Origin of the sequence: Micromonospora sp. WMMD964, from assembly GCF_029581455.1 — a bacterium.
GTDB lineage: Bacteria > Actinomycetota > Actinomycetes > Mycobacteriales > Micromonosporaceae > Micromonospora.
The window spans coordinates 4,028,949-4,047,838 of sequence record NZ_CP120860.1; the positions used below are offsets into that span (position 1 = coordinate 4,028,949).

The window sequence follows — 18,890 nt, forward strand, 5'->3', positions numbered from 1 at the left end:
TGTCTACCTCTCCGAGGGGTCGGGTGACGTGGGGGTGTCGGCCCAGAGCCGAGGGGCCGATCGGTTCGGTGGCGGCGGCATCGGGGCGGCGGCGACGCTCACCATCGCCGCCAGCGGGGCCGGGTCGACGCGGGCCTCGGCGGTCGGTCGGTCGTAGACCACCCGGCCGTACTCCAGCACCGCGATCCGGTCCGCGATCTCGATCGCATGGTGCAGCTGCTGTTCCACCAGCAGCACGGTCAAGCCGTCGGCGGCGAGGCCGTTGACGAGTTCACGGACCCGCGCCGCCAGCTCGGGCGACAGACCCTCACACGGTTCGTCGAGCAGGAGTACCCGTGGTTGGCCGAGAAGCGCCCGGGCGATCGCGAGCATCTGTTGCTCACCGCCGGACAGTTCGCAGCCGCGGTGTCGCAGCCGCGCCGCCAACCTCGGCAGCAGGTCGAGGGTCCGGGCCACCGTCCAACCCTCGCCGCCGGAGCTGGGAGCCCGCCACGGCGCGGCCGCCAGGTGCAGGTGCTCGGCCACCGTCAGTCGGGAGAAGACCCGTCGGCCCTGCGGGACGAGACCGACGCCGGACTGGGCGATGCGGTGCGGTTGCCGGCCTGCGACGTGCACCCCGCCGACCTCGATGCGACCACTGGAGGCGCGCACCAGGCCGGCGATCGTGTGGACCAGTGTGCTCTTGCCCGCCCCGTTGCGACCCACCACGGCCTGGATGCTGCCGGGGCGCACCCGCAGGCTGACCTCGTGCAGCACGGTCCCTCCGGCGTAGCCGGCGCACAGGCGGTCCACTGACAACATCAGGCCACCCCGTCGGCGTAGGCCTGCCGCACCAGCGGCGAGGTACGGATCTCGTCCGGGGTGCCCGCGGCCAGGGTCCGACCGTCGCGCAGCACGGTGACCGTGTCGGAGAGGGCGTACACCAGGTCCAGTCGATGCTCGACCAGGAGCACGGCGACCGCTCTGGGCAGCGCCCGCAGCACCTCGGTCAGCCGGCCGACCTCGATGGCGGACAGCCCGGCCGCCGGTTCGTCGAGGAGCAGCAGGCGGGGGCGACCGGCAAGGGCCATCGCGATCTCCAACTGGCGTCGTTGCCCGTGTGCGAGGTGCCCGGCGGGCACCGCCGCGACGTCGGCGAGGCCCATCTGGTCCAGCAGCGTGCCCGCCCGGTGCTGCGCGACGCGGCGACGTCCGCCCGGCCACCGTCTGCGCCGTGGGACGACCCGTGGCAGCGCCGCGACCACGACGTTCTCCGTGGCGGTGAGCGTCGGGAAGACAGCGGGACGTTGGTGGATGCGATTGATGCCCCGTCGGGCGCGGGCCGCCGGCCCGAGTCGACCGACGTCGCGTCCGTCGAAGCTCACCGTGCCGCGCTGCGGTCTCGTGGACCCGCCGATCACGTTGAGCAGGGTCGTCTTGCCGGCCCCGTTCGGGCCGATCAACGCGTGCCGCTGGCCGTCGTGGACACACAGGTCGACGCCGTCGAGCGCGGCGAGCGAGCCGTACCGCACGGTGACACCCCGCGCGTCGAGTAGGCCGGTCATCGGTACAGCTCCGGGACGGCGGCCTGCTGGGCGGCGGGCCGGTGCGACGGGGCCTCCGGCGGGCGCAACCGGAGCCGGGCCCGGTGGGCGCCGGTGGGCAGCAGGTAGACGGTCGCCACGAACAGCAGGCCCAGCACCAGCGGCGCGTGGCCGGGCAGCAGCCCGAACAGCCAGTCCCGGGCCGCGATGACCAGCGCCGCGCCGACCAGGGCCCCGCCCACCGAGGCGGTGCCACCGATGACGACACCGAGCAGCAGCAGCGCGGACGTGTCGAACCCGAAGTCGGCGGGGGAGATGTACTGCTGTGCGACGACCAGGAGGGAGCCGGCGGCACCGGCGATCGCTCCGGCGGCGACGTGCGCGGCGGACAGGTGCAGCGGCACCCGGTGCCCGCTGGCCCGCAGCCGCGCCTCGTCGTCGCGGCCCGCCCGCAGCACCAGCCCGGCCCGGGTACGTAGCAGCACCAGCACCACGCCGACCAGCGTGGCCGTGACGACCAGGGCGTACAGGTAGCGGGCCTGGTCGTCGGCGAGCAGCGGGAGCCCCCAGAACGGGCGGACCGCGGCGATGCCCGCCAACCCGTCCGTGCCACCGGTCACCGACCGCCACCGACCGAGCACGACGACGGCGAGTTCACCGATCGCCAGGGTGATCATCAGGACGACCACCCCCCGGGCGTGCACGACGAGCGGAACGGTGAGCGCGGCCAGCACCGCCCCGGCGCCCGCCGCGACGGCGAGCTGCACGACGCCGACGTCGGAGACGTGGCTGCCGACCACGGCGCACGCGTAGGCGCCGGCCGCGTACGGCGCGGTCTGGCCGAGGGTCGGCAGGCCCGCGACACCGGTGAGCAGGGCGACGCTCACCCCCACCAGGGCCAGCGCCAGCGTCCGGGCCAGGATCGCCGTGGTGTAGTCGTCGACCACCCACGGCGCCACGACCAGACCGGCCAGGACGAGTGCCGCGATGGCGCCTCGGGCCCGCCGGATCACCTCGTCCCTCACGTCGTCCTCCACCTGCCGGCCAGGCCACGCGCCCGCACGGCCAGCACCGCGGCCATGGCGGCGAACAGCAGGAACGGCGCGGCGGACGGCAGCAGCGCCACCCCCAGGGTCTGGATCTCGCCGATCGCGAGCGCGGCCAGCAGCGTGCCCCCCATCGACCCGAGACCACCGAGGACGACGACGACCAGGGACAACAGCAGCACGGTGTCGGCGGTGTCCGTGCCGGGACCGATGATGGGCGCGCCCAGGACCCCGGCCGCACCGGCCAGCGCGCCCGCGGCGGCGAGGACACCGGCGCGGATCCGCGCCGGGCTCACCCCCAGGCAGGCGACCATCTCCGCGTCGTCGACGGCCGCGCGGACCAGCATCCCGGCCCTGGTCCGCCGCACCATCAGGTAGAGCGCGACGGCGATCACCGCCGCGACGACGATGAAGACCAGCCGGTACGCGGCATAGCGGTGACCGGCGACCACCACCGAGCCCTCCAGGGCGGCCGGCACCTGGACCTGTGGGTCGTCGGGACCGAAACCGGCGACGAGCAGGCTGCCGCCGGCCAACGCCACGCCGAACGTCAGCAGCGCCTGACCCAGGTGGTTACCGGTGGCGACCGGTGTGAGCAGGCCGGCGAGGAGCAACCCCGCCGCGGCGGCGGCCAGCACGCCGACCCCCAGTGCCAACGCCAGACTCGCCCAGCCGCCGTCGAGCAGCGCCGCGGCGGTGTAACCGCCGATCGCGTAGAGCATGCCGTGCGCCAGGTTGAGGATGTTGGCGACGCCGAAGCAGAAGACCAGGCCGGACGCGGCGACGAACACGAGCAGCCCGTAGGCGACTCCGTCCAGCGCCGGGATCAGGTACGGGTCGATCCGGTTCGTGCCGGCCGCCACCGCCATCACCGGCCGACGGTCGCGAGGTCACCCACGACGGTGTTGGACAGTGCCCGCCCGTCCTGGCGGACCTGCCGCAGGTACCACTTCTGCACCGGCGAGTGGGTGCTGGTGGAGAACTGCCAGGTGCCGCGCGGGCTGGCGATCTGGCCGAGTTCGCCGATGGCCGCGTTGATCGCCTCCGGGGTCGGGTCGTCCCCGGCGGCGCCGATCGCCCGGTCCAGCACCGCAGCCGCGTCGTACGAGGCGAGGGCGTAGGTCGTCGGTGAACCGTCGTGCTTGGCCTTCCACGCCGCCACGAAGGCGCGGTTCTCGGCGTTGTCGAGGTCGGGCGAGTAGTTGAGCACCGAGTAGATGCCGCGGGCCGCGTCGCCCTGCGCGTTGAGCACACCGCCCTCGGTGAGGAATCCGGCGGCGTACAGCGGGATGTCCTTGATCTCGGACTGCGCGTACTGCTTGACGAAGTCGACGGCGGCGCTGCCGGCGTAGAACGTGAAGACGGCCGACGCCCCGGACGCCTTGATGCGGGCGAAGTACGGGGTGAAGTTGGTGGTGGCCGGGAACGGGGTGAACGTCGTCTTGCCGTCGGCGTTGGCGAGCTTGCCGCCGATCTTCCCGAACGCGTCGGTGAACCCACGCAGCTCGTCCCAACCGCCCTGGTAGTCCGGGCCGATCGCGTACACCGAGCCCTTGACGTTGTCCCGGACGTGCTGGGCGATCGCCGCCCCGGGCTCGTCGGACAGGTACGAGGTGTGCCAGACGCGGGAGACGTCCTTGAGTTCCGGTCGCCCGTTGGAGCCGACGAGAGGCACCTTGGTCTCCTCGAGCAGTGGGACGACTCCGGCGACCGAGCCGCCGCCGACGATGCCGGTGAGCACGGACACCCGGTCCTGCTTGAGGAGCTTGGTGGCCGCCGGGACGGCGGTCTGGGCGCCGTTGCCCTCGTCCGCGACGACCAGGTCGACCTGTCGGCCGCCGAGCTTGCCGTCGTGGGTTTCGAGGTAGAGCTGGAAACCGTCGCGGATCTCCGTACCGACGGCCTGGTACGTCCCGGACAGGGACGCGAGCAGGCCGATCTTTATCGAGCCGCCGGCACTCGTGCCCGGTGCGTCGTCACCGCAGGCCGCGCCGGTGGTCAGGACGACCGCGAGCAGTGCGGCGGTGAGGGCACGGCTGCGCCGAGGGGTGGTGATTGGCATGTCTTTCTCCAGAGGAAGGGAGGGGTCTCCGGCGTGGGGGCGCCGGGTTGTCAGCGGCTGCGGGCGAGCGCCGCCCGGGCCGCGGGGGTGAGGGCGTCGCCGATGCGGTTGGCCAGCTCGGTCATCTCGTAGGAGACCTTGCCGACGTCGCACTCGGGTGCGGCGAGCACCAGCAGGGAGGCACCGTCGTTGAACGCCATCGAGAACATGAATCCGCCCTCGAGCTGCGTGACGTTGGAGATCACCGCGCCCGCGTCGAAGAAGGCCGCCGCCCCGCGCAGCAGGCTGACGAGCCCGCTGCCCGTCGCGGCCAACTGGTCGGCCCGGTCCGGCGGCAGGTCGCGGGTGGCGGCCACCATCAGGCCGTCACTGGAGATGGCGATCGCGTGGCTGACCTCGCTGGCCCGTGCGGCGAAGTTGTCCAGCAGCCAGCCGAGATCCTGTTGGTCGCTCACGTGCTCTCCTGTCGCGTCATTTGTTGCCGAGGTTGATCGGGGTGCGCCGTCGGTTCGCCACACCCCGCGCGTACGCGGCCATCGCCGTGGCCACCTGGGCCGGGTCGCGGTACTCGGATCTCTGTTGCTGCTGGGGCACCGTCACGCCGCCGGGTACGAGATGCCGTTGTGGCTGCCGTTTGGGCAGACCTGACGTGGTGGTCGTGGTGACGTCGGGGGAGTGCGCCTGGGCGGCGGTGCGCCAGGCGTCGTCGGCGGGGCTGGACCACTGCCGGGTCTCGTGGCCGTCGACGACGTCGCTCTGGAACCAGTGGTTGACCTGGTCGAAGATGAGGAGTTCCTCGGTGGGCGCGTCACCCCGGTCCGGGGGTGGGGCAGCCGGTCGGAACACCGGCGCCGCCGGCAGGGTCCGCTCGGCCGGTGGGTGTCCGGCGGTGGGCTCCGGGCGCTGCTGGTACGGCGGCGGGGCGCCGGCGGTGCGCGCCGCCCGCCGGGAGAGCCGCCCGGGTGCGAGCAGGTACTCCTCCGGCGGCAGTGACCTGATGATCGCCGCGGGCAGGGTCGCCTCGGCGAGGGTGCCGCGTCGGGGGCCGCGTCGCAGTTGGACGGTGGCGCCCAGCCGCTGGGCCAGCTGACCCACGACGACCAGCCCCATCGCCCGTACGGCGGCCACGTCGATGGCCGGTGGGCGGGCCAACAGCTCGTTGAGCTGCTGCATCCGCTGGGGTGACAGGCCGACGCCCTCGTCGCTGATCTGGACGATGACGCGGTCGCCCAGGCTCCGGCCGCTCACCCAGGTCTCACTGCCCGGCGGCGAGTACGTCGTCGCGTTGTCCATGAGTTCGGCGAGCAGGTGCACGACCTCGTCGACGGTCTTGGCGGCCACGGCGACGTCACCGTCGATCATGCCGAGCCGGATCCTCGCGTAGTGCTCGATCTGCGACAGCGCGGCCTGGAGCACCTGTTGCAGGGGGACGTCGCGCTGGCGTACGCGACCGACGCCGACGCCGCCGAGCACCAGCAGGCTCGCGTTGATCCGTCCCATCCGGGTCGCCAGGTTGTCCAGCGTGTACAGCTGGTGGAGCCGGTCGGGGTCGGTCTCGTCCCGTTCGACCAGGTCGACCTGGGCCAGGACGGCGTCGACGAGCCGTTGTTCGCGGCGGCTCAGGTGGATGAAGATGTCGGCGGTGTTGGCGCGCATGACGGCCTGCTCGGCGGCGGTGCGGACGGCGGCCTGGTGGACCGCGCTGAACGCCTGGCCCAGTTCGCCGATCTCGTCGTCGCTGGACGGTTCGAGGGCGGTGGTGGACTGTTGGCGGGCCAGCTTGTCCGGGTCGACGGCGGCGCTGCCCGGTTGCTGGAGCTGGGCCACCACCGCGGGGAGCTGCTCGAAGGCCACCGCGTTGGCCGCGTCCCGCAGGCGACGCAGGCGTCGGGTGATCTGCCGGGCGACGAGCCAGGTCACCAGGGCGGTGAGGACCAGCGCCAGGAGGACGCCGACGGCTTCGGCGACGGCTCGACGGCGCTGGTCGGCGTGCGCGGCCCGCACGTCGTCGCGGACCGCGGCGTCGACCCGTGCCCGCAGGTCGGCCAGTCGGGCGGCGCGGGTCTGCGTGGTGGACACCCAGGCGGCGGTCTCCAGCTGCAACCGGGATCCGGGCTGGGCCCGGGACACCTCGTCCTGCATCCGTTGCAGGGTGAGCGCCTCCTTGCCGGTGCCGGCCTGCTCCCACCAGCTGTTCCAGTCGGGGGGAGCCAGGGCCAGGAACGACAGGCTCGACTCGGTGTAGCTGGTGCGGGCGGCGGTGATGTCCTGCTGCATGGCGGGGGTCAGCTCGCCACCGGCCACCGCCCGCAGCACGGCGACCTGCTGCTGACCGATCGCCTCGGCCGTCTTCGACAGCGCCGCCGAGGCGCGGATCCCGTCGGCGAGTCGGGCGTCGACCACGCCGTGCGAGACGGCCTCCCGGAAGTTGATCAGATCGGCGATCGCGATGCGGTAACTGAAGGTCATCGCCGACACCGACGCGTGCGTCGCCGTGCGTACCTGGGTGCGCAGCGGGGCGAGCCCGTCCAGGGCCGCGTCGATGCGGCGCAGGAGGTCCCGGTTGGCGTCGGCGTCGGCGGTCAGCCGCTGTCGCTGCGCGCGGTAGCGGCTCACCGCGTCGTCGGTGGCCGTCATCTCCGCGGCGAAGGTGTCCTGCTGCTCCGGCGCGCCGTAGGTGAGCAGGTCGGCGGCGGCGATCCGCTCGCGTTGCAGGCGGTAGGCGAGGTCACCGGCTTCGGCGCCGACCTGGGCCAGGATCCGGAGGTCGCTGGCACGGGCCGTCTGGCGGGCGCTTTCGGTCAGTGCGAGCCCGGCGAAGCCGATGACGGCGACGAGTGGTGCCGCGACGATCAGGCGCATTCGGCCGGCGATCTTCCAACCGCGTCGACGGGTCGGGTAGGGTCTGGCCGCGTGGGACCGGGTGCTCGACGCCAAGATTGACTCCCACGACTCGTCGATGACGGTCTATCCGCACATTGCCGAATGCAAGTCCCATTCGGCCGGAAGCCGCGCTCGTAGACCAGACCTGGCCGTGGTACAAACTGCCCGTACCAGCATCTGTACCCAACGTCAGCAACCGGTGACGCCGCGAGACGAAGCTGGATCCGTGGGGTCAGCGCTGGTCGTGGGGCTCGGAGGTCAGCTTCGCGGCCTCCGGTGTCTGCCGTCGCTGCGCGTCGCTCGACTCACCGGGCTCGGCCGGGGCGCTGAGCACCTGGCCGATCAGCTCACGCAGCTCGTCGATCGCGTCCACCACGGCGCCCGGGTCACGCGCGTCGCGCCGATCACGCTGACGCGGCACCGGCGGCTGCTGTCGAGACGGTTGCGGGTCGCGGGGCCCCCGACGACCGTCGGCCGCCAACTGCTCGGCCGCCACCTGCGGCCAGAGCGCCGCGAGTCGGCCGCCGGTGCCGAGCACCTCGTCGCACCGCAGCGCGAACTCCTGACTGCCGAACCGGCGACCCGACTCGACCGCCGCGACAGTCTCCCGGCTGAACCGCACCAGATCCGCCAGGGCCCGCTGGGTCAGACCCCGCCGGACCCGGCAGTCGCGCAGTTCCCATCGGAACCGCTGACTGGCCGCGGAGTGAGCAGAGCTCGACGGGGACGTGTGCTCCATGCGCTCACCTTCGTGGCTACGGGAATCAGCAGCGGACGCCAGATCGGGATTGGCGGATGAGCTGAACATTCATAGAGGGCAATTCTTAACCCAGGATGCGATGGGTGTGAAGACGTTCGCCGACATCGATCCTCGAACGCAGTGGGAAGGGTACGTGCCGGGCCTGCGGCGCGCGCCGGGCAACGCGACCCCGCCCCACCCGCCAGGCGGCTCGCCCATGTCACGCGGCGTGCGCTTCGGCCGCCCTCCCGTCGCGTTTCGCCGGGATGTCGGCGGGCGGCCGGACGTCGATTGTCGCGAGCAGCGTGCGGTGCGCTCGAAATGCGACATTCGGCTTGTACGAGCGTTGCTGCTCGCTCGTCAGGCGTAGGCCGGGAATGGCGTCCGCGAGGCGGCTGACGGCGATCTCGGCCTCCAGTCTCGCCAATGCCGCTCCGATGCAGAAATGGGGTCCGTGGCCGAAGGACAGGTGATTCCCCAGGTCGGCGCGCGCCGGCTGAAACCGGTCCGGGTGGGCGAACACCGCGGGGTCGCGGTTCGCCGCTCCGATCAACAGCAGGCAGCGCGCCCCCGCCGGAATCGTCACCGCCCCCACTGTGACGTCCCGGGTGGTCACCCGGAGCCAGCCGTCGATGGCGGGCGCGAAGCGGAGCGTCTCGTTCACGAACGCGGGGACGCCCCTCGGGTCCGAGGTCAACGCCGACCAGCGCTGCGGGGTGGACAGCGCCTGGTCGAGGGCGTGCGCGAGGAGCCCGGCGGTGGTCTCGTGGCCGGCGACCAGAAGGTTGAAGGCCAGGCTCGCCACCTCCGGCACCGTCAGGACCGCGTCGTCGTCGTCCCGGTACGCGAGGGCGCGGCTGATGAAGTCGTCGCCCTCGTGTCCGGCGGCCACGCGTCGCTGGACGAGGTCCTGGCAGTAGTGCCAGAACTCCAGCAGGTCCCGCGCCAGGCGTACCTGCTCGGCCGGGTCGGGCTGCCCCCACACCAGGGCGATCTGGCCGTCGGCCCAACTCCTGATCCGCCCGATGTCGGCGTCGGGCACCCCGAGGATGTCCAGGACCACCAGGAGGGGCAGCTCGGTGGCGAACTCCTGGATCAGGTCGACCTGGTCGCCCTGACGGGTGGCGAGCCGGGACACCAGCCGGTCCACCCGGCGTCGAACGATGGCACCGTAGTCGGCCTCGACCCGCTCGGCGGTGTTCGCGAAGGTCGCCCGGAGCGCCCGCCGGGTGCGGGGGTGCGCCGGCGGGTCCGCGGCGGCCGTCGTGGGTGGCGCGTCGATCTGGACGAGCACGCTCATCGCCTCCGGGCACACCTCGTAGACCGGGGCGAGGGTGAGAGCGTTGGCGAAGGTCGTGACGTCGGCGAGGGCCCGCCGGACGTCGGCGTGCCTGCTGATCAACCACAGGCCCAGATCCTCGGCGTAGTGCACCCCGTCGGGATCATCGAGAATGCGCCGCCAGATGCTTGCCGGATCGGTGAGATAGATTCCGGCGAACGGATTCAACCGCATGGAACGCCTCCTGATGCACGCGGCGCGAAACCGGCAGCGTCCCCATTCGACGATCCACGTTCAGTCGGGCCGATAATGGCGCGCATCTGCCTATGGCTCTTTACGGTGCGCTGAGCGGCTGCACAAGTCAAGATTGGTCAACGTCTATTTATTGCGCGACATAATGCGGGGTGCAATCGACGGGTGGACGTGGCTGGATGCAACTTGCGAGGTGGTCCATGTCGTCAGCCGACCCAGCCGGACGGGCCACGACGATCAGGGGTGGCTGGGCGGGCAACCGGCCATGACGGACGGTGTATTCGACGCGCCGCTTCCCCTCATGACCGGGAGAACGATCTTCCTGCCGCCGGGTGACGTCGGCCTGCCGTCGCGGTCCCGACAGTGAGGGCCGCGTGCCGACCCCGGGCCGCGGGGGCCTCCGGACCGGCCGGAGACCCCCGCGTCACGTCCTGGTCTGACGAGCCCGGATGGGCGGGTCAGGGCGTCCAGGGGGTGGTGACGTTCCAGGTGCTGTCGGCGGTCCACGAGGCCGGTGAGTTGTACGCGTCGCCGCCCGCGCCGTTGCTGAGCCAGATCTCCGCGTTGTAGTGACGCAGGTACCTACCCCGGAAGTTGTACGACTCCAGCGACACACCCGAGCCGGTCAGTCCGACCCGCGCACACCAGGTGGCGTCGGCACGCATCAGCGCCGAGCCGTCGTCAGGCGAGTTGCGGACCCGGGAGTTCTGGTGGCGGAGGAACTCGCCGGGGAAGTTGACCGACTCGAACGAGTAGCAGCCGGCGTCGGCCAGGCCGGTCCGGACGGTGTACGTGGCGTCGGCCTTGAGCAGGCTGGAGCTCGCGGCGTCGACGACCTCCGTGTACGCGAGGCTGTCGCGGTGCCGCAGGTACCGGTTGGTGTAGCCGGGCGTGGTGACCTGCAACGACCGTCTGGTGTTCACCGGCAGGGCGACGGGGGCCGAGCTGCCGATGGTCTTCGAGGCGTTGATCAGGGCGGTGTTGGCGGCGCGCACCCGCGCCTGATCCATCTTGACCACCTGCCGGTCGTAGGTGAGGAAGCCGTTCAGCTCGCCCTCCAGGTCGGTGATCTCGGTGTACACCGAGGCGCTGAGCCCCTTGCCGAGCATCAGGTTCTGGCTGCCCTGCACCAGCCCCACGTACCGGTCGGTGAGGGCGGTCGAGCTGGTCTGCCACTCGTAGGCGAAGAAGCTGCCGCTCGGGCTGTACTCGTGACCCGGGGTGTGCAGGCCCAGCCCACCGAACTCACCGAGTACGGCGATGCGGCTGCTCGACGGGACGGGGGAGTCGGGGCCGAGGTAGACGTGCCAGTCGTCGATGTCGCCGTTGCCGGGGTTGCCGAGGGACTGGCAGCAGTTGTGGCCGCTGTGCGGGTTGACCAGGCGTGTCGGGTCCTGGTTCTTGATGTTCTGCGCGACCCGTCGGGTGTCGGCGAGGGACCGCTCACCCCACCCCTCGTTGTACGGCGTGTAGGCGACCACGGCGGGCGAGCTGCGGTGCTCGTCGACGATCTCGCGTGCCTCCGCCTCGAACTGGGCCTGCTGGGCGTCCGTGGGGTCGACGTCCTGCGCGGTCAGCGATGGGATGTCCTGCCAGACCAGCAGGCCGAGCCGGTCAGCGTGGTAGAACCAGCGCTGCGGTTCGACCTTGATGTGCTTGCGCACCATGTTGAAGCCGAGGTCCTTGTGCTTCTGCAGGTCGAAGGCGAGGGCGGCGTCGGTCGGCGCGGTGTAGAGGCCGTCCGGCCAGAAGCCCTGGTCGAGGGTGCCGACCTGGAACACGAACTGGCCGTTGAGCTTGGGGCGCAGGACCCCGTTCACCAGACCGGTGGTGATCTCCCGCATGCCGAAGTAGTGCGTGGTCCGGTCCACCGTGGCGTTCGCGGCGTTGCGCAGGCTGATCCGCAGGTTGTAGAGGAACGGGTCGTCGGGTGACCAGCGGCGGGCGTTGGGCACCGGCACGCTGAAGTCGGTGAACCCGCCGGTGGCCGTGCCGACGACCGTGCCGCCGTTCAGCGCCTCGGCGAGCACGCTGTGGCCGCTCACGTCGCCCCGGGTGAACACCCGGACCCGCACTGTGTTGTTGCTCAGGTTCGGGTAGACGTCCACGCTGCTGATGGAGGCGGCGGGCACCGGCTCCAGCCACACCGTCTGCCAGATGCCCGAACTGGGGGTGTAGAAGATCCCGCTGGGTGTCTTGGTCTGCTTGCCGATGGCGGGCAGGCTGCCGTTCTGGCGGGTGTCGGTGGGATCCCAGACCTTGACGACGATCTCGTTCGTGCCGGTGGTGAGCTGAGGGGTCACGTCGAAGGTGAAGGCGTCGTAGCCGCCGGTGTGCGCGCCGACCCGGGTGCCGTTGACCCAGACGGTGCTCTGCCAGTCGACGGCGCCGAAGTGCAGCAGGGTGCGGCGACCCGACCAGTTCGCCGGGACGGTGACGGTGCGTCGGTAGAACAGGTAGTTGCGATTGTCGTTGGCGGCCCGCCGGATGCCGGACAGGGCGCTTTCCACCGGGAAGGGCACGTTGACCCGCTCGGGCAGGTCGGTGCCGAACTGCGGGGCGTCGTCGGTGGCCGACTGGCGTAGCTGCCACTCGCCGTTGAGGTTGAGCCAGTCCGGTCGCGTCATCTGCGGTCGCGGGTACTCGGGCAGGGGCGTGCCGACCAGGGCCTGGTTGGTCCAGGGAGTGGTCAGTGGTGGCGTCTTGGCCGGCGCGGAGTGCGCCGGCCGGGCCGGCGCGGCGAGAACGCCGACGACCAGGGCGAGGATGAGCAGCAGCGGCAGGGCGGGGCGGATGGGAACCTGACGTGTCATGCCGTCTCCGGGGGGCGAGTGCGCCACGGGCGGTGCAGCCAAGCCCGAAGCGCGTGGGCGGTGGGCATCGGGTGGTGGTCGACGACAGACGGACGTCGGTGGGCTCTCCGCGCGCCAGGGTGGTTGGCATATTGACTTCCGTCATCGCCTCTATAACGTTATAGAGGCGAGCCGGCCTCCCGTCAATCATTGTTTGTCGATGTCCGCAGGCTCGACGTTCCGCTGCGCGAAGGGTCGGTGGATGGGTGTCAGTCTCAAGGACATCGCCCGACACGCCGGCGTGTCGTTGGCGACCGTCTCGAACGTGGTCAACGGGTATCGGCCGGTGGGGGAGCGGACCCGGCAACGGGTGCAGCAGGCGATCGACGAACTCGGGTACAGCCCCAACCTGGGCGCCCGGCACCTCCGACGGGGGCGTACCGGGCTGATCGCCCTGGCCATCCCGGAGCTGAACAACCCCTACTTCGCCGAGCTCGCCGAGATCGCCATCGCCGAGGCCGCCGGGCTCGGCTACACGCTCGTCATGGAGAACACCGCCGCCGACCGGGGGGCCGAGTTGGCGCTCCTCGACGGGACCCGGCGGCACATCATCGACGGCCTGATCCTCAGTCCGGTGCGGATCGGCCGGGAGGAGGTGCTGGCCCGCACCGTGGACACCCCGCTCGTGTTGATCGGTGAGGGTGTCTCCGACGTGCCGTACGACCACATCGCCATCGACAACGTCGCCGCCAGTCACGCTGCCATTCAGCACCTCGTGGCGATCGGCCGCCGACGGATAGCGTTCATCGGCGCCCCGGCCGGCGGTGACCGGCAGTCAGCGCACCTGCGGGTACGCGGCTACCGGGAGGCGCTGACCGCCGCCGGTCTGCCGTACCGCCCCCGGTTGGTCGCCCGCACCGACGCGTTCGGCCGACTCGACGGCAAGCGCGCGATGCGTGACCTGCTCGCCCTCGGTGACCCACCCGACGCGGTGTTCGGTTACAACGACCTCGTCGCCATCGGCGCGCTGCGGACGTTGGCCGAGGCCGGTCTGCGGGTGCCGGAGGACGTCGCGGTGGTCGGGATCGACGACATCGAGGAGGGGCGTTTCGCCACGCCGACCCTCACCACCATCGCGCCGGACAAGAGGGAGATCGGCCGTCTCGCGGTGCGCCGCCTCGTCGCCCGCATCGAGGGTGCGGCGGTGGCGGCGCCGCTGACCGTGCAGACGCCGTTTCGGCTGATCCGACGCGAGAGCACCGGTACTCCGGGCGGTTGACGAGCGTTCGTCCGCGAGCTGTCCTACGGGCCTGCCGAGATCCATAGCGCCGGTGGTACGACCCAGAGAGGATGACCCGCCAGATCCAAAGATCTCAATATGATGACCGCTATCTCGAATGCCGGTGCGCTCACGAGGCGTGCCATCCTGATGCGGAGGAATGCATGGTTCGCTGGCGTACCCTCACTGGCCTGTTGGCCACCGCGTTGGCCGCGGTGACCGCGGCCAGCCTCACCCTCACCGCGCCGGCCGCCGCGGCCGACAACCCCATGACGCCGAACGTCGTCGGGGGCACCCGCGCCGCTCAGGGCGAGTTCCCGTTCATGGTGCGACTCTCGATGGGGTGCGGCGGGGCGCTGTACAGCCCCCGGCTGGTGCTCACCGCCGCCCACTGCGTGGGCGCGACCGGCACCAACACCACCATCACCGCGACGCTCGGTGCGGTGGACCTCCAGTCGTCCAGCCGGATCACCGTCCGGTCGAACTACGTCTACCGGGCCCCCGGCTACAACGGGGCCGGCCGGGACTGGGCGCTGATCCGACTGGCCAGCCCGGTCAGCGGACTGAGCACGCTGCCGATCACCACCACGACCGCCTACGACAGCGGCACCTTCACCGTCGCCGGGTGGGGCGCCGCCCGCGAGGGTGGCGCCCAGCAGCGGTACCTGCTCAAGGCGACCGTTCCGTTCGTGAGTGACTCCGTCTGCAACGCCAACTACGGTGGCGACCTCATCCCCGCCCAGGAGATCTGCGCCGGCTACGCCAGCGGCGGCACGGACACCTGCCAGGGTGACTCGGGTGGGCCGATGTTCCGCCGCGACGCCAACAACGCCTGGATCCAGGTCGGCATCGTCAGCTGGGGCAACGGGTGCGCCCGGCCCAACTACCCGGGTGTCTACACCCAGGTGAGCTACTTCGCCTCGTCGATCGCCTCGGCCGCGGCGAGCCTCGGCGGCTGACCGTACGACCGCTCGGGCGGCCCGGACGACGGTGTCCGGGCCGCCCGCTCGTGCCGTCACCGACGGGTGGGCGGCGAGTGGGCCAGCCGACAGATTCGGCGGGCCGCGCGTGCGGCTCCCGCCACGACGGCCATGATGAGCCGGTGAAGATCCTGTCCATCCAGTCGTCGGTCGCCTACGGGCACGTGGGCAACTCGGCGGCGGCGTTTCCCCTGCAACGGCTCGGGCACGAGGTCTGGCCGGTCCTGACCGTGCACTTCTCCAACCACACCGGGTACGGCGCGTGGCGCGGGCCGATGCTGGCGGCGGCCGACGTCGCCGAGGTGATCGCGGGCATCGCCGACCGTGGCGCCCTCGGCGACGCCGACGCGGTGTTGTCCGGTTACCAGGGCGACCCGGCCATGGGGGCGGTGATCCTGGACGCGGTCGAGAAGGTCAAGGCCCTCAACCCGGCGGCGGTGTACTGCTGCGACCCGGTCATGGGCGACACCGGCCGCGGGATGTTCGTCCGCCCGGGCATTCCGGAGTACCTGCGTGACACCGTCGTGCCGCGGGCCGACATCATCACGCCGAACCACTTCGAGCTCGACTTCCTCGCCGGGCGTACGACGACCTCGTTGGCGGAGGTGCTCGACGCCGTCGACGTCGTACGCGCGACCGGCCCGAGGCACGTCCTGGTGACCAGCGTGCTGCACGGCGACCTGCCGCCGGGCTCGCTGGAGGTGGTGGCCGTCTCGGACGAGGGCGCCTGGGCGGTGACCACACCGCTGCTGCCGATCAACCCGAACGGCGGAGGCGACGTCACCGCCGCGTTGTACCTCGCACACCTCTGCACGACGGGCTCACCCGCGATCGCGTTGGAACGCACCATCGCGTCCGTCTTCGCCGTGCTCGAAGCGACATTGGCGGCCGGCACCCGGGAGATCCAGCTCGTCGCCGCGCAGAACGTGATCGCCGACCCGCCGGCCCGGTTCACCGCCCGCCGGCTTTGCTGACGACGGGTCGGCGGTTCGGCGCTGCTGTCGGCGGGTCGGTGACGGACCCGCCGACGACCCGACGGCGGGGGTACGGTCAGCGGCCCTCGGGGACGGCCATCTCGCCGAGCAGCGACCAGTCGTCCTGCGGCACAGTGGCGTTCACGATGCGCGGGGTCTCCGCCAGGTGCGGCGGCAGGGTCTCCTGGGCCTTGCGGAAGTGCGCGGACTGCACGTGCGCCCCGCCGGCATCGCCGTCGCGGAACGCCTCGACCAGCACGTACTCGGTCGGGTCGTCCACGCTGCGCGACCAGTCGAACCACAGGCAACCCGGCTCGGCCCGGGTCGCCTCGGTGAACTCGGCGGCGATCTGCGGCCACTGGTCGGCGTGCTCCGGCAGGATGCGGAACTTGGCGGTAATGAAGATCATGGCCCCAGGCTACCGAGCCCGGCCGGGCGCGGACGGGCCAGCCGCCCAGCGTGGCGGACGCGTCACCGCCCGCCCGAGGGCGGTGCCGCCCCCGGCCGGGACGGCACCCGCGACCATGCGTCAGCCCAGCCGGCGGATGTCGCCGAACGCCCGGTAGAACCCGCCACGGCTGGACTCGCGGACCTCGGTCACCAGGTAGCGGGCACCCGGCTCGCGGATGCCCTTGGGGAACTGCACGGACCAGTCGCGTCGATAGCCGTCAGAGAGCACCTGGACCCGCAACCGCCCCCGGTCGTCCAGGCACTGCACCACCACGCCACCGCCGAGCTCACTGGTCACCTCCACGACTGTCGGCTGCACCGGTCGCGGGGCTTGGCGGGGTGCCTTGATGTCGCGTACCTCGGGCACGTCACCGGCCTGCGCGGCGCGGATCGCCGGCTCGCTCGCGTCGATGCAGGCCAGGTGGCCGCCGGTGGTGACGACGTAGAGGCGGTCGTCGTGGTACTGCATCGAGTACGCCGAGCCGCAGCCGGTGCCGAGCTTCCACAACCGGGTGCCGTCCGCGTCGAAGCAGTAGATCGAGGACTGGCTGTCGCCGGCGAAGACGTACCGGCCGCCCTCGGCTGTCGCACAGGAGAAGACCGGGGCGTCGCAGCGGTAGCTGCGCTCGTGCCGACCGGTCTTGGACAGGCGCACCACCTCGCGGCTGCCCGTCCCGGCGAACACACTGCCGTGCTCCTGCCAGCCGAAGAGCACCGCGCCGGTCCTGGTGTGCCACAACTCGCTGCCGGTGCGCCACTCGTAGCCGGTCACCCCCTGCGAATGACCGTGGTAGATCGCGTCGCGGTCGCACCGTACCATCCAGGCCGAGCGCCCCCGACCGGGCCTGCGCCACAGGAACTCGTCCTCGTGGTCGACGGCGGTGATTCCGCCGTCGGCGTCGGAGACACCCAGGACGCCGTCGTGGATGTCCAGCCAGTAGATGTCGATCTCGGGAGCGATCGCGTACGCCACCCGGGGCACCTTGCCGGACAGGTCGTAGACGTTGCCGTCGTCGCAGCCGGCGTAGACCCACGCGTCGTCGGCGACGATGCACTTCACCCCGTCGGGCAGACGCACCTGACTGCGCACCCGGGCGTCGTGGTCGAGAGTGGTGATGACGCCGTGCTCGTTGCCGACCATGCAGTGCTCGCCGTCGACGAAGATGCCGAAGGCGGGGGCGCCGGAGTCGTAGCGCCAGAGCACCGGCGCGGTGTGTGCGGTCGAGCGGGTGCTGACGATCTGCCGCCGGGAGACGGAGCGCTTCTGTCGGACGCCCGGCACGGCCGGCGCGTACCCCTTGCGGATCTTCTCGCCGATCTTCTTCGCCGCGGCCGCTCGGGCGCGGGCGTTGTCCGGGTAGGCGCTCGCCTTGACCTGCCCCTGGTCGCCGATCCGGCCGTAGCGCACGGTCAGCGTGGCGTTGTCGACGATGACCTCGTAGAACTTGTGTGCACCGTCCACTTCGGACAGTTCGAGGTAGGTCGTCTCCTGGGACATGGGGGGCCTCCGAGGGGTCAGCTACCGGCCCGACGTGGCCGGCGCGGCGACAGTGACCACACGCTAGCGACCGCCCCCGACAGAACCGGCCCACCGTGGTCGGCGCCGACGCGTGGTCACCGCCCCGGTCGGCCCAGCGCGTCGTCGCGCAGCACGGCATGCGCGCCGACGGTCTGGTTCACGATCTGGGTCACCCGGACGTCGACCGCGATGCTGGCCAGCGCCACCGCGTCCGCGCGGCTGAGCCCGTGCAGACGTTGCATCAGGGTCAGCATCGAGTCCAGTGCGGTGAACGTGGCGTCGTCGAGGGACGCGCCGACGCCCAGGGTCAGCCACGCGTCCGGGGTGCGTGCCACCGGGCCGGTGAGCGGAAAGTCGTCCCGGACGTCGAGCGTCAACGTCACCTCGTCCATCGGGCACTCGATCGCGGTGCCGCCGACCTCACCGTCGCCCTGTGCGGCGTGCCCGTCGCCGACCGAGAACAGCGCGCCGTCCACCGGGATCGGCAGGAACAGGGTGCTGCCCGCGGTGAGGTCCCTGCAGTCCAGGTTTCCGCCGCAGGGGCGCGGTGGGATGGTCGAGTGACGTCCCGGCTCGGCCGGTGGCATGCCGAGGACCCCCATGAAGGGCCGCAGGGCGACCGTGTGGCCGTGCTGGTTGCGGCCCGTCATCGTCACCGGGTCCAGCGTCCAGGCGTGCACCACCGGCTGTTCCTCGACGCCGTAGTGCTTGTTGAAGTCGCTCGGCCAACCGCCGGCGACGGTGGTCCCCCAGGCGGCCGGGACGACCGCGTCGATGCGTACCGCGAGGGTTTGACCGGCGCGCGCACCGCGGACGGCGACCGGACCGATCAACGCGTGTCCGTGGTCGGGGCGATGCTGCGCGACCCGGGGGCGCTCCCGGTTCGGTCCGCCGGGGTACGGGCCGGCCGACCACCAGCAGTCCAGGGTGCGGTAGGTGACGGTGTCGCCCGGGTCGATGGTGAGCACGGGCGGGAAGTCGGGGGAGAAGTGGCCGTGCAGGGTGTCGTCCCCCGGCGTGAGGGTGTGTCGCATGAGGTGCAGGTTAACGGCATCCGCTCGGCGTCATGGAGTGCGCGGTGCGCGGCGGGTGCCGGGCGCACCCGCCGCGCA

16 protein-coding genes are annotated in these 18,890 nt (G+C 71.7%); 3 read left to right on the forward strand and 13 right to left on the reverse strand.

Translation table 11 applies throughout. The features are described from left to right. Positions 1-3: 3 nt before the first annotated feature. The 10 genes from O7616_RS18400 to O7616_RS18445 form a co-directional block, all read right to left on the reverse strand. Positions 4-801 carry an ABC transporter ATP-binding protein gene (locus O7616_RS18400; protein ID WP_282303137.1) on the reverse strand — a complete coding sequence of 266 codons (798 nt, stop codon included), beginning with the start codon at positions 799-801 and terminating at the stop codon, positions 4-6. Beyond that, the gene (locus tag O7616_RS18405) at positions 801-1,544 is read right to left on the reverse strand and encodes an ABC transporter ATP-binding protein (protein ID WP_282303138.1); all 744 of its coding nucleotides are present in this window, start codon (positions 1,542-1,544) and stop codon (positions 801-803) included. The genes O7616_RS18400 and O7616_RS18405 overlap by 1 nt, the downstream gene beginning before the upstream one ends. Further along, a complete protein-coding gene (locus O7616_RS18410; RefSeq protein ID WP_282303139.1) occupies positions 1,541-2,548 on the reverse strand; it encodes a branched-chain amino acid ABC transporter permease in 1,008 nt (335 codons plus the stop codon). The genes O7616_RS18405 and O7616_RS18410 overlap by 4 nt, the downstream gene beginning before the upstream one ends. Next, complete coding sequence (locus O7616_RS18415; RefSeq protein ID WP_282307663.1) at positions 2,545-3,438, reverse strand: branched-chain amino acid ABC transporter permease; 894 nt, start codon at positions 3,436-3,438, stop codon at positions 2,545-2,547. The genes O7616_RS18410 and O7616_RS18415 overlap by 4 nt, the downstream gene beginning before the upstream one ends. Continuing rightward, on the reverse strand, positions 3,438-4,631 hold the full coding sequence (locus O7616_RS18420; protein ID WP_282303140.1) for an ABC transporter substrate-binding protein: 1,194 nt from the start codon (positions 4,629-4,631) through the stop codon (positions 3,438-3,440). The genes O7616_RS18415 and O7616_RS18420 overlap by 1 nt, the downstream gene beginning before the upstream one ends. A 50-nt stretch (positions 4,632-4,681) precedes the next feature. Further along, positions 4,682-5,086, reverse strand: coding sequence for a roadblock/LC7 domain-containing protein (locus O7616_RS18425; RefSeq protein WP_088989969.1), 405 nt, complete (start codon positions 5,084-5,086; stop codon positions 4,682-4,684). 16 nt (positions 5,087-5,102) lie between these two features. Then, positions 5,103-7,493, reverse strand: a complete 2,391-nt coding sequence (locus O7616_RS18430; protein WP_282303141.1) for a nitrate- and nitrite sensing domain-containing protein — start codon at positions 7,491-7,493, stop codon at positions 5,103-5,105. A 253-nt stretch (positions 7,494-7,746) separates the two neighbouring features. Further along, positions 7,747-8,253: a helix-turn-helix transcriptional regulator gene (locus O7616_RS18435; RefSeq protein ID WP_282303142.1), complete on the reverse strand. Its 507-nt coding sequence runs from the start codon at positions 8,251-8,253 to the stop codon at positions 7,747-7,749. 220 nt (positions 8,254-8,473) lie between these two features. Beyond that, on the reverse strand, positions 8,474-9,766 hold the full coding sequence (locus O7616_RS18440; RefSeq protein ID WP_282303143.1) for a cytochrome P450: 1,293 nt from the start codon (positions 9,764-9,766) through the stop codon (positions 8,474-8,476). A 476-nt stretch (positions 9,767-10,242) separates the two neighbouring features. Further along, a complete protein-coding gene (locus O7616_RS18445) occupies positions 10,243-12,597 on the reverse strand; it encodes an AbfB domain-containing protein (RefSeq protein WP_282303144.1) in 2,355 nt (784 codons plus the stop codon). A gap of 241 nt (positions 12,598-12,838) precedes the next feature. Here O7616_RS18445 and O7616_RS18450 point away from each other — a divergent pair, with 241 nt between their 5' ends. From O7616_RS18450 to pdxY, 3 genes are all read left to right on the forward strand, one after another. Beyond that, positions 12,839-13,855, forward strand: a complete 1,017-nt coding sequence (locus O7616_RS18450) for a LacI family DNA-binding transcriptional regulator (protein ID WP_282303145.1) — start codon at positions 12,839-12,841, stop codon at positions 13,853-13,855. Positions 13,856-14,019: 164 nt separating this feature from the next. Continuing rightward, on the forward strand, positions 14,020-14,814 hold the full coding sequence (locus tag O7616_RS18455; RefSeq protein WP_282303146.1) for a serine protease: 795 nt from the start codon (positions 14,020-14,022) through the stop codon (positions 14,812-14,814). 143 nt (positions 14,815-14,957) lie between these two features. After that, positions 14,958-15,809 (forward strand): pyridoxal kinase PdxY, encoded by an 852-nt coding sequence (gene pdxY, locus O7616_RS18460; RefSeq protein ID WP_282303147.1) that lies wholly within the window; start codon positions 14,958-14,960, stop codon positions 15,807-15,809. Positions 15,810-15,885: 76 nt separating this feature from the next. Here pdxY and O7616_RS18465 read toward each other — a convergent pair whose 3' ends face one another. The 3 genes from O7616_RS18465 to O7616_RS18475 all read right to left on the reverse strand — a co-directional run bounded on the left by O7616_RS18465 (position 15,886) and on the right by O7616_RS18475 (position 18,812). Then, positions 15,886-16,218 carry a putative quinol monooxygenase gene (locus O7616_RS18465; protein ID WP_282260112.1) on the reverse strand — a complete coding sequence of 111 codons (333 nt, stop codon included), beginning with the start codon at positions 16,216-16,218 and terminating at the stop codon, positions 15,886-15,888. A gap of 120 nt (positions 16,219-16,338) precedes the next feature. After that, positions 16,339-17,757, reverse strand: coding sequence for a PQQ-binding-like beta-propeller repeat protein (locus O7616_RS18470; RefSeq protein WP_282303148.1), 1,419 nt, complete (start codon positions 17,755-17,757; stop codon positions 16,339-16,341). A gap of 116 nt (positions 17,758-17,873) precedes the next feature. Further along, positions 17,874-18,812 carry an acetamidase/formamidase family protein gene (locus tag O7616_RS18475; RefSeq protein ID WP_282303149.1) on the reverse strand — a complete coding sequence of 313 codons (939 nt, stop codon included), beginning with the start codon at positions 18,810-18,812 and terminating at the stop codon, positions 17,874-17,876. Between the last annotated feature and the right edge of the window lie 78 nt (positions 18,813-18,890).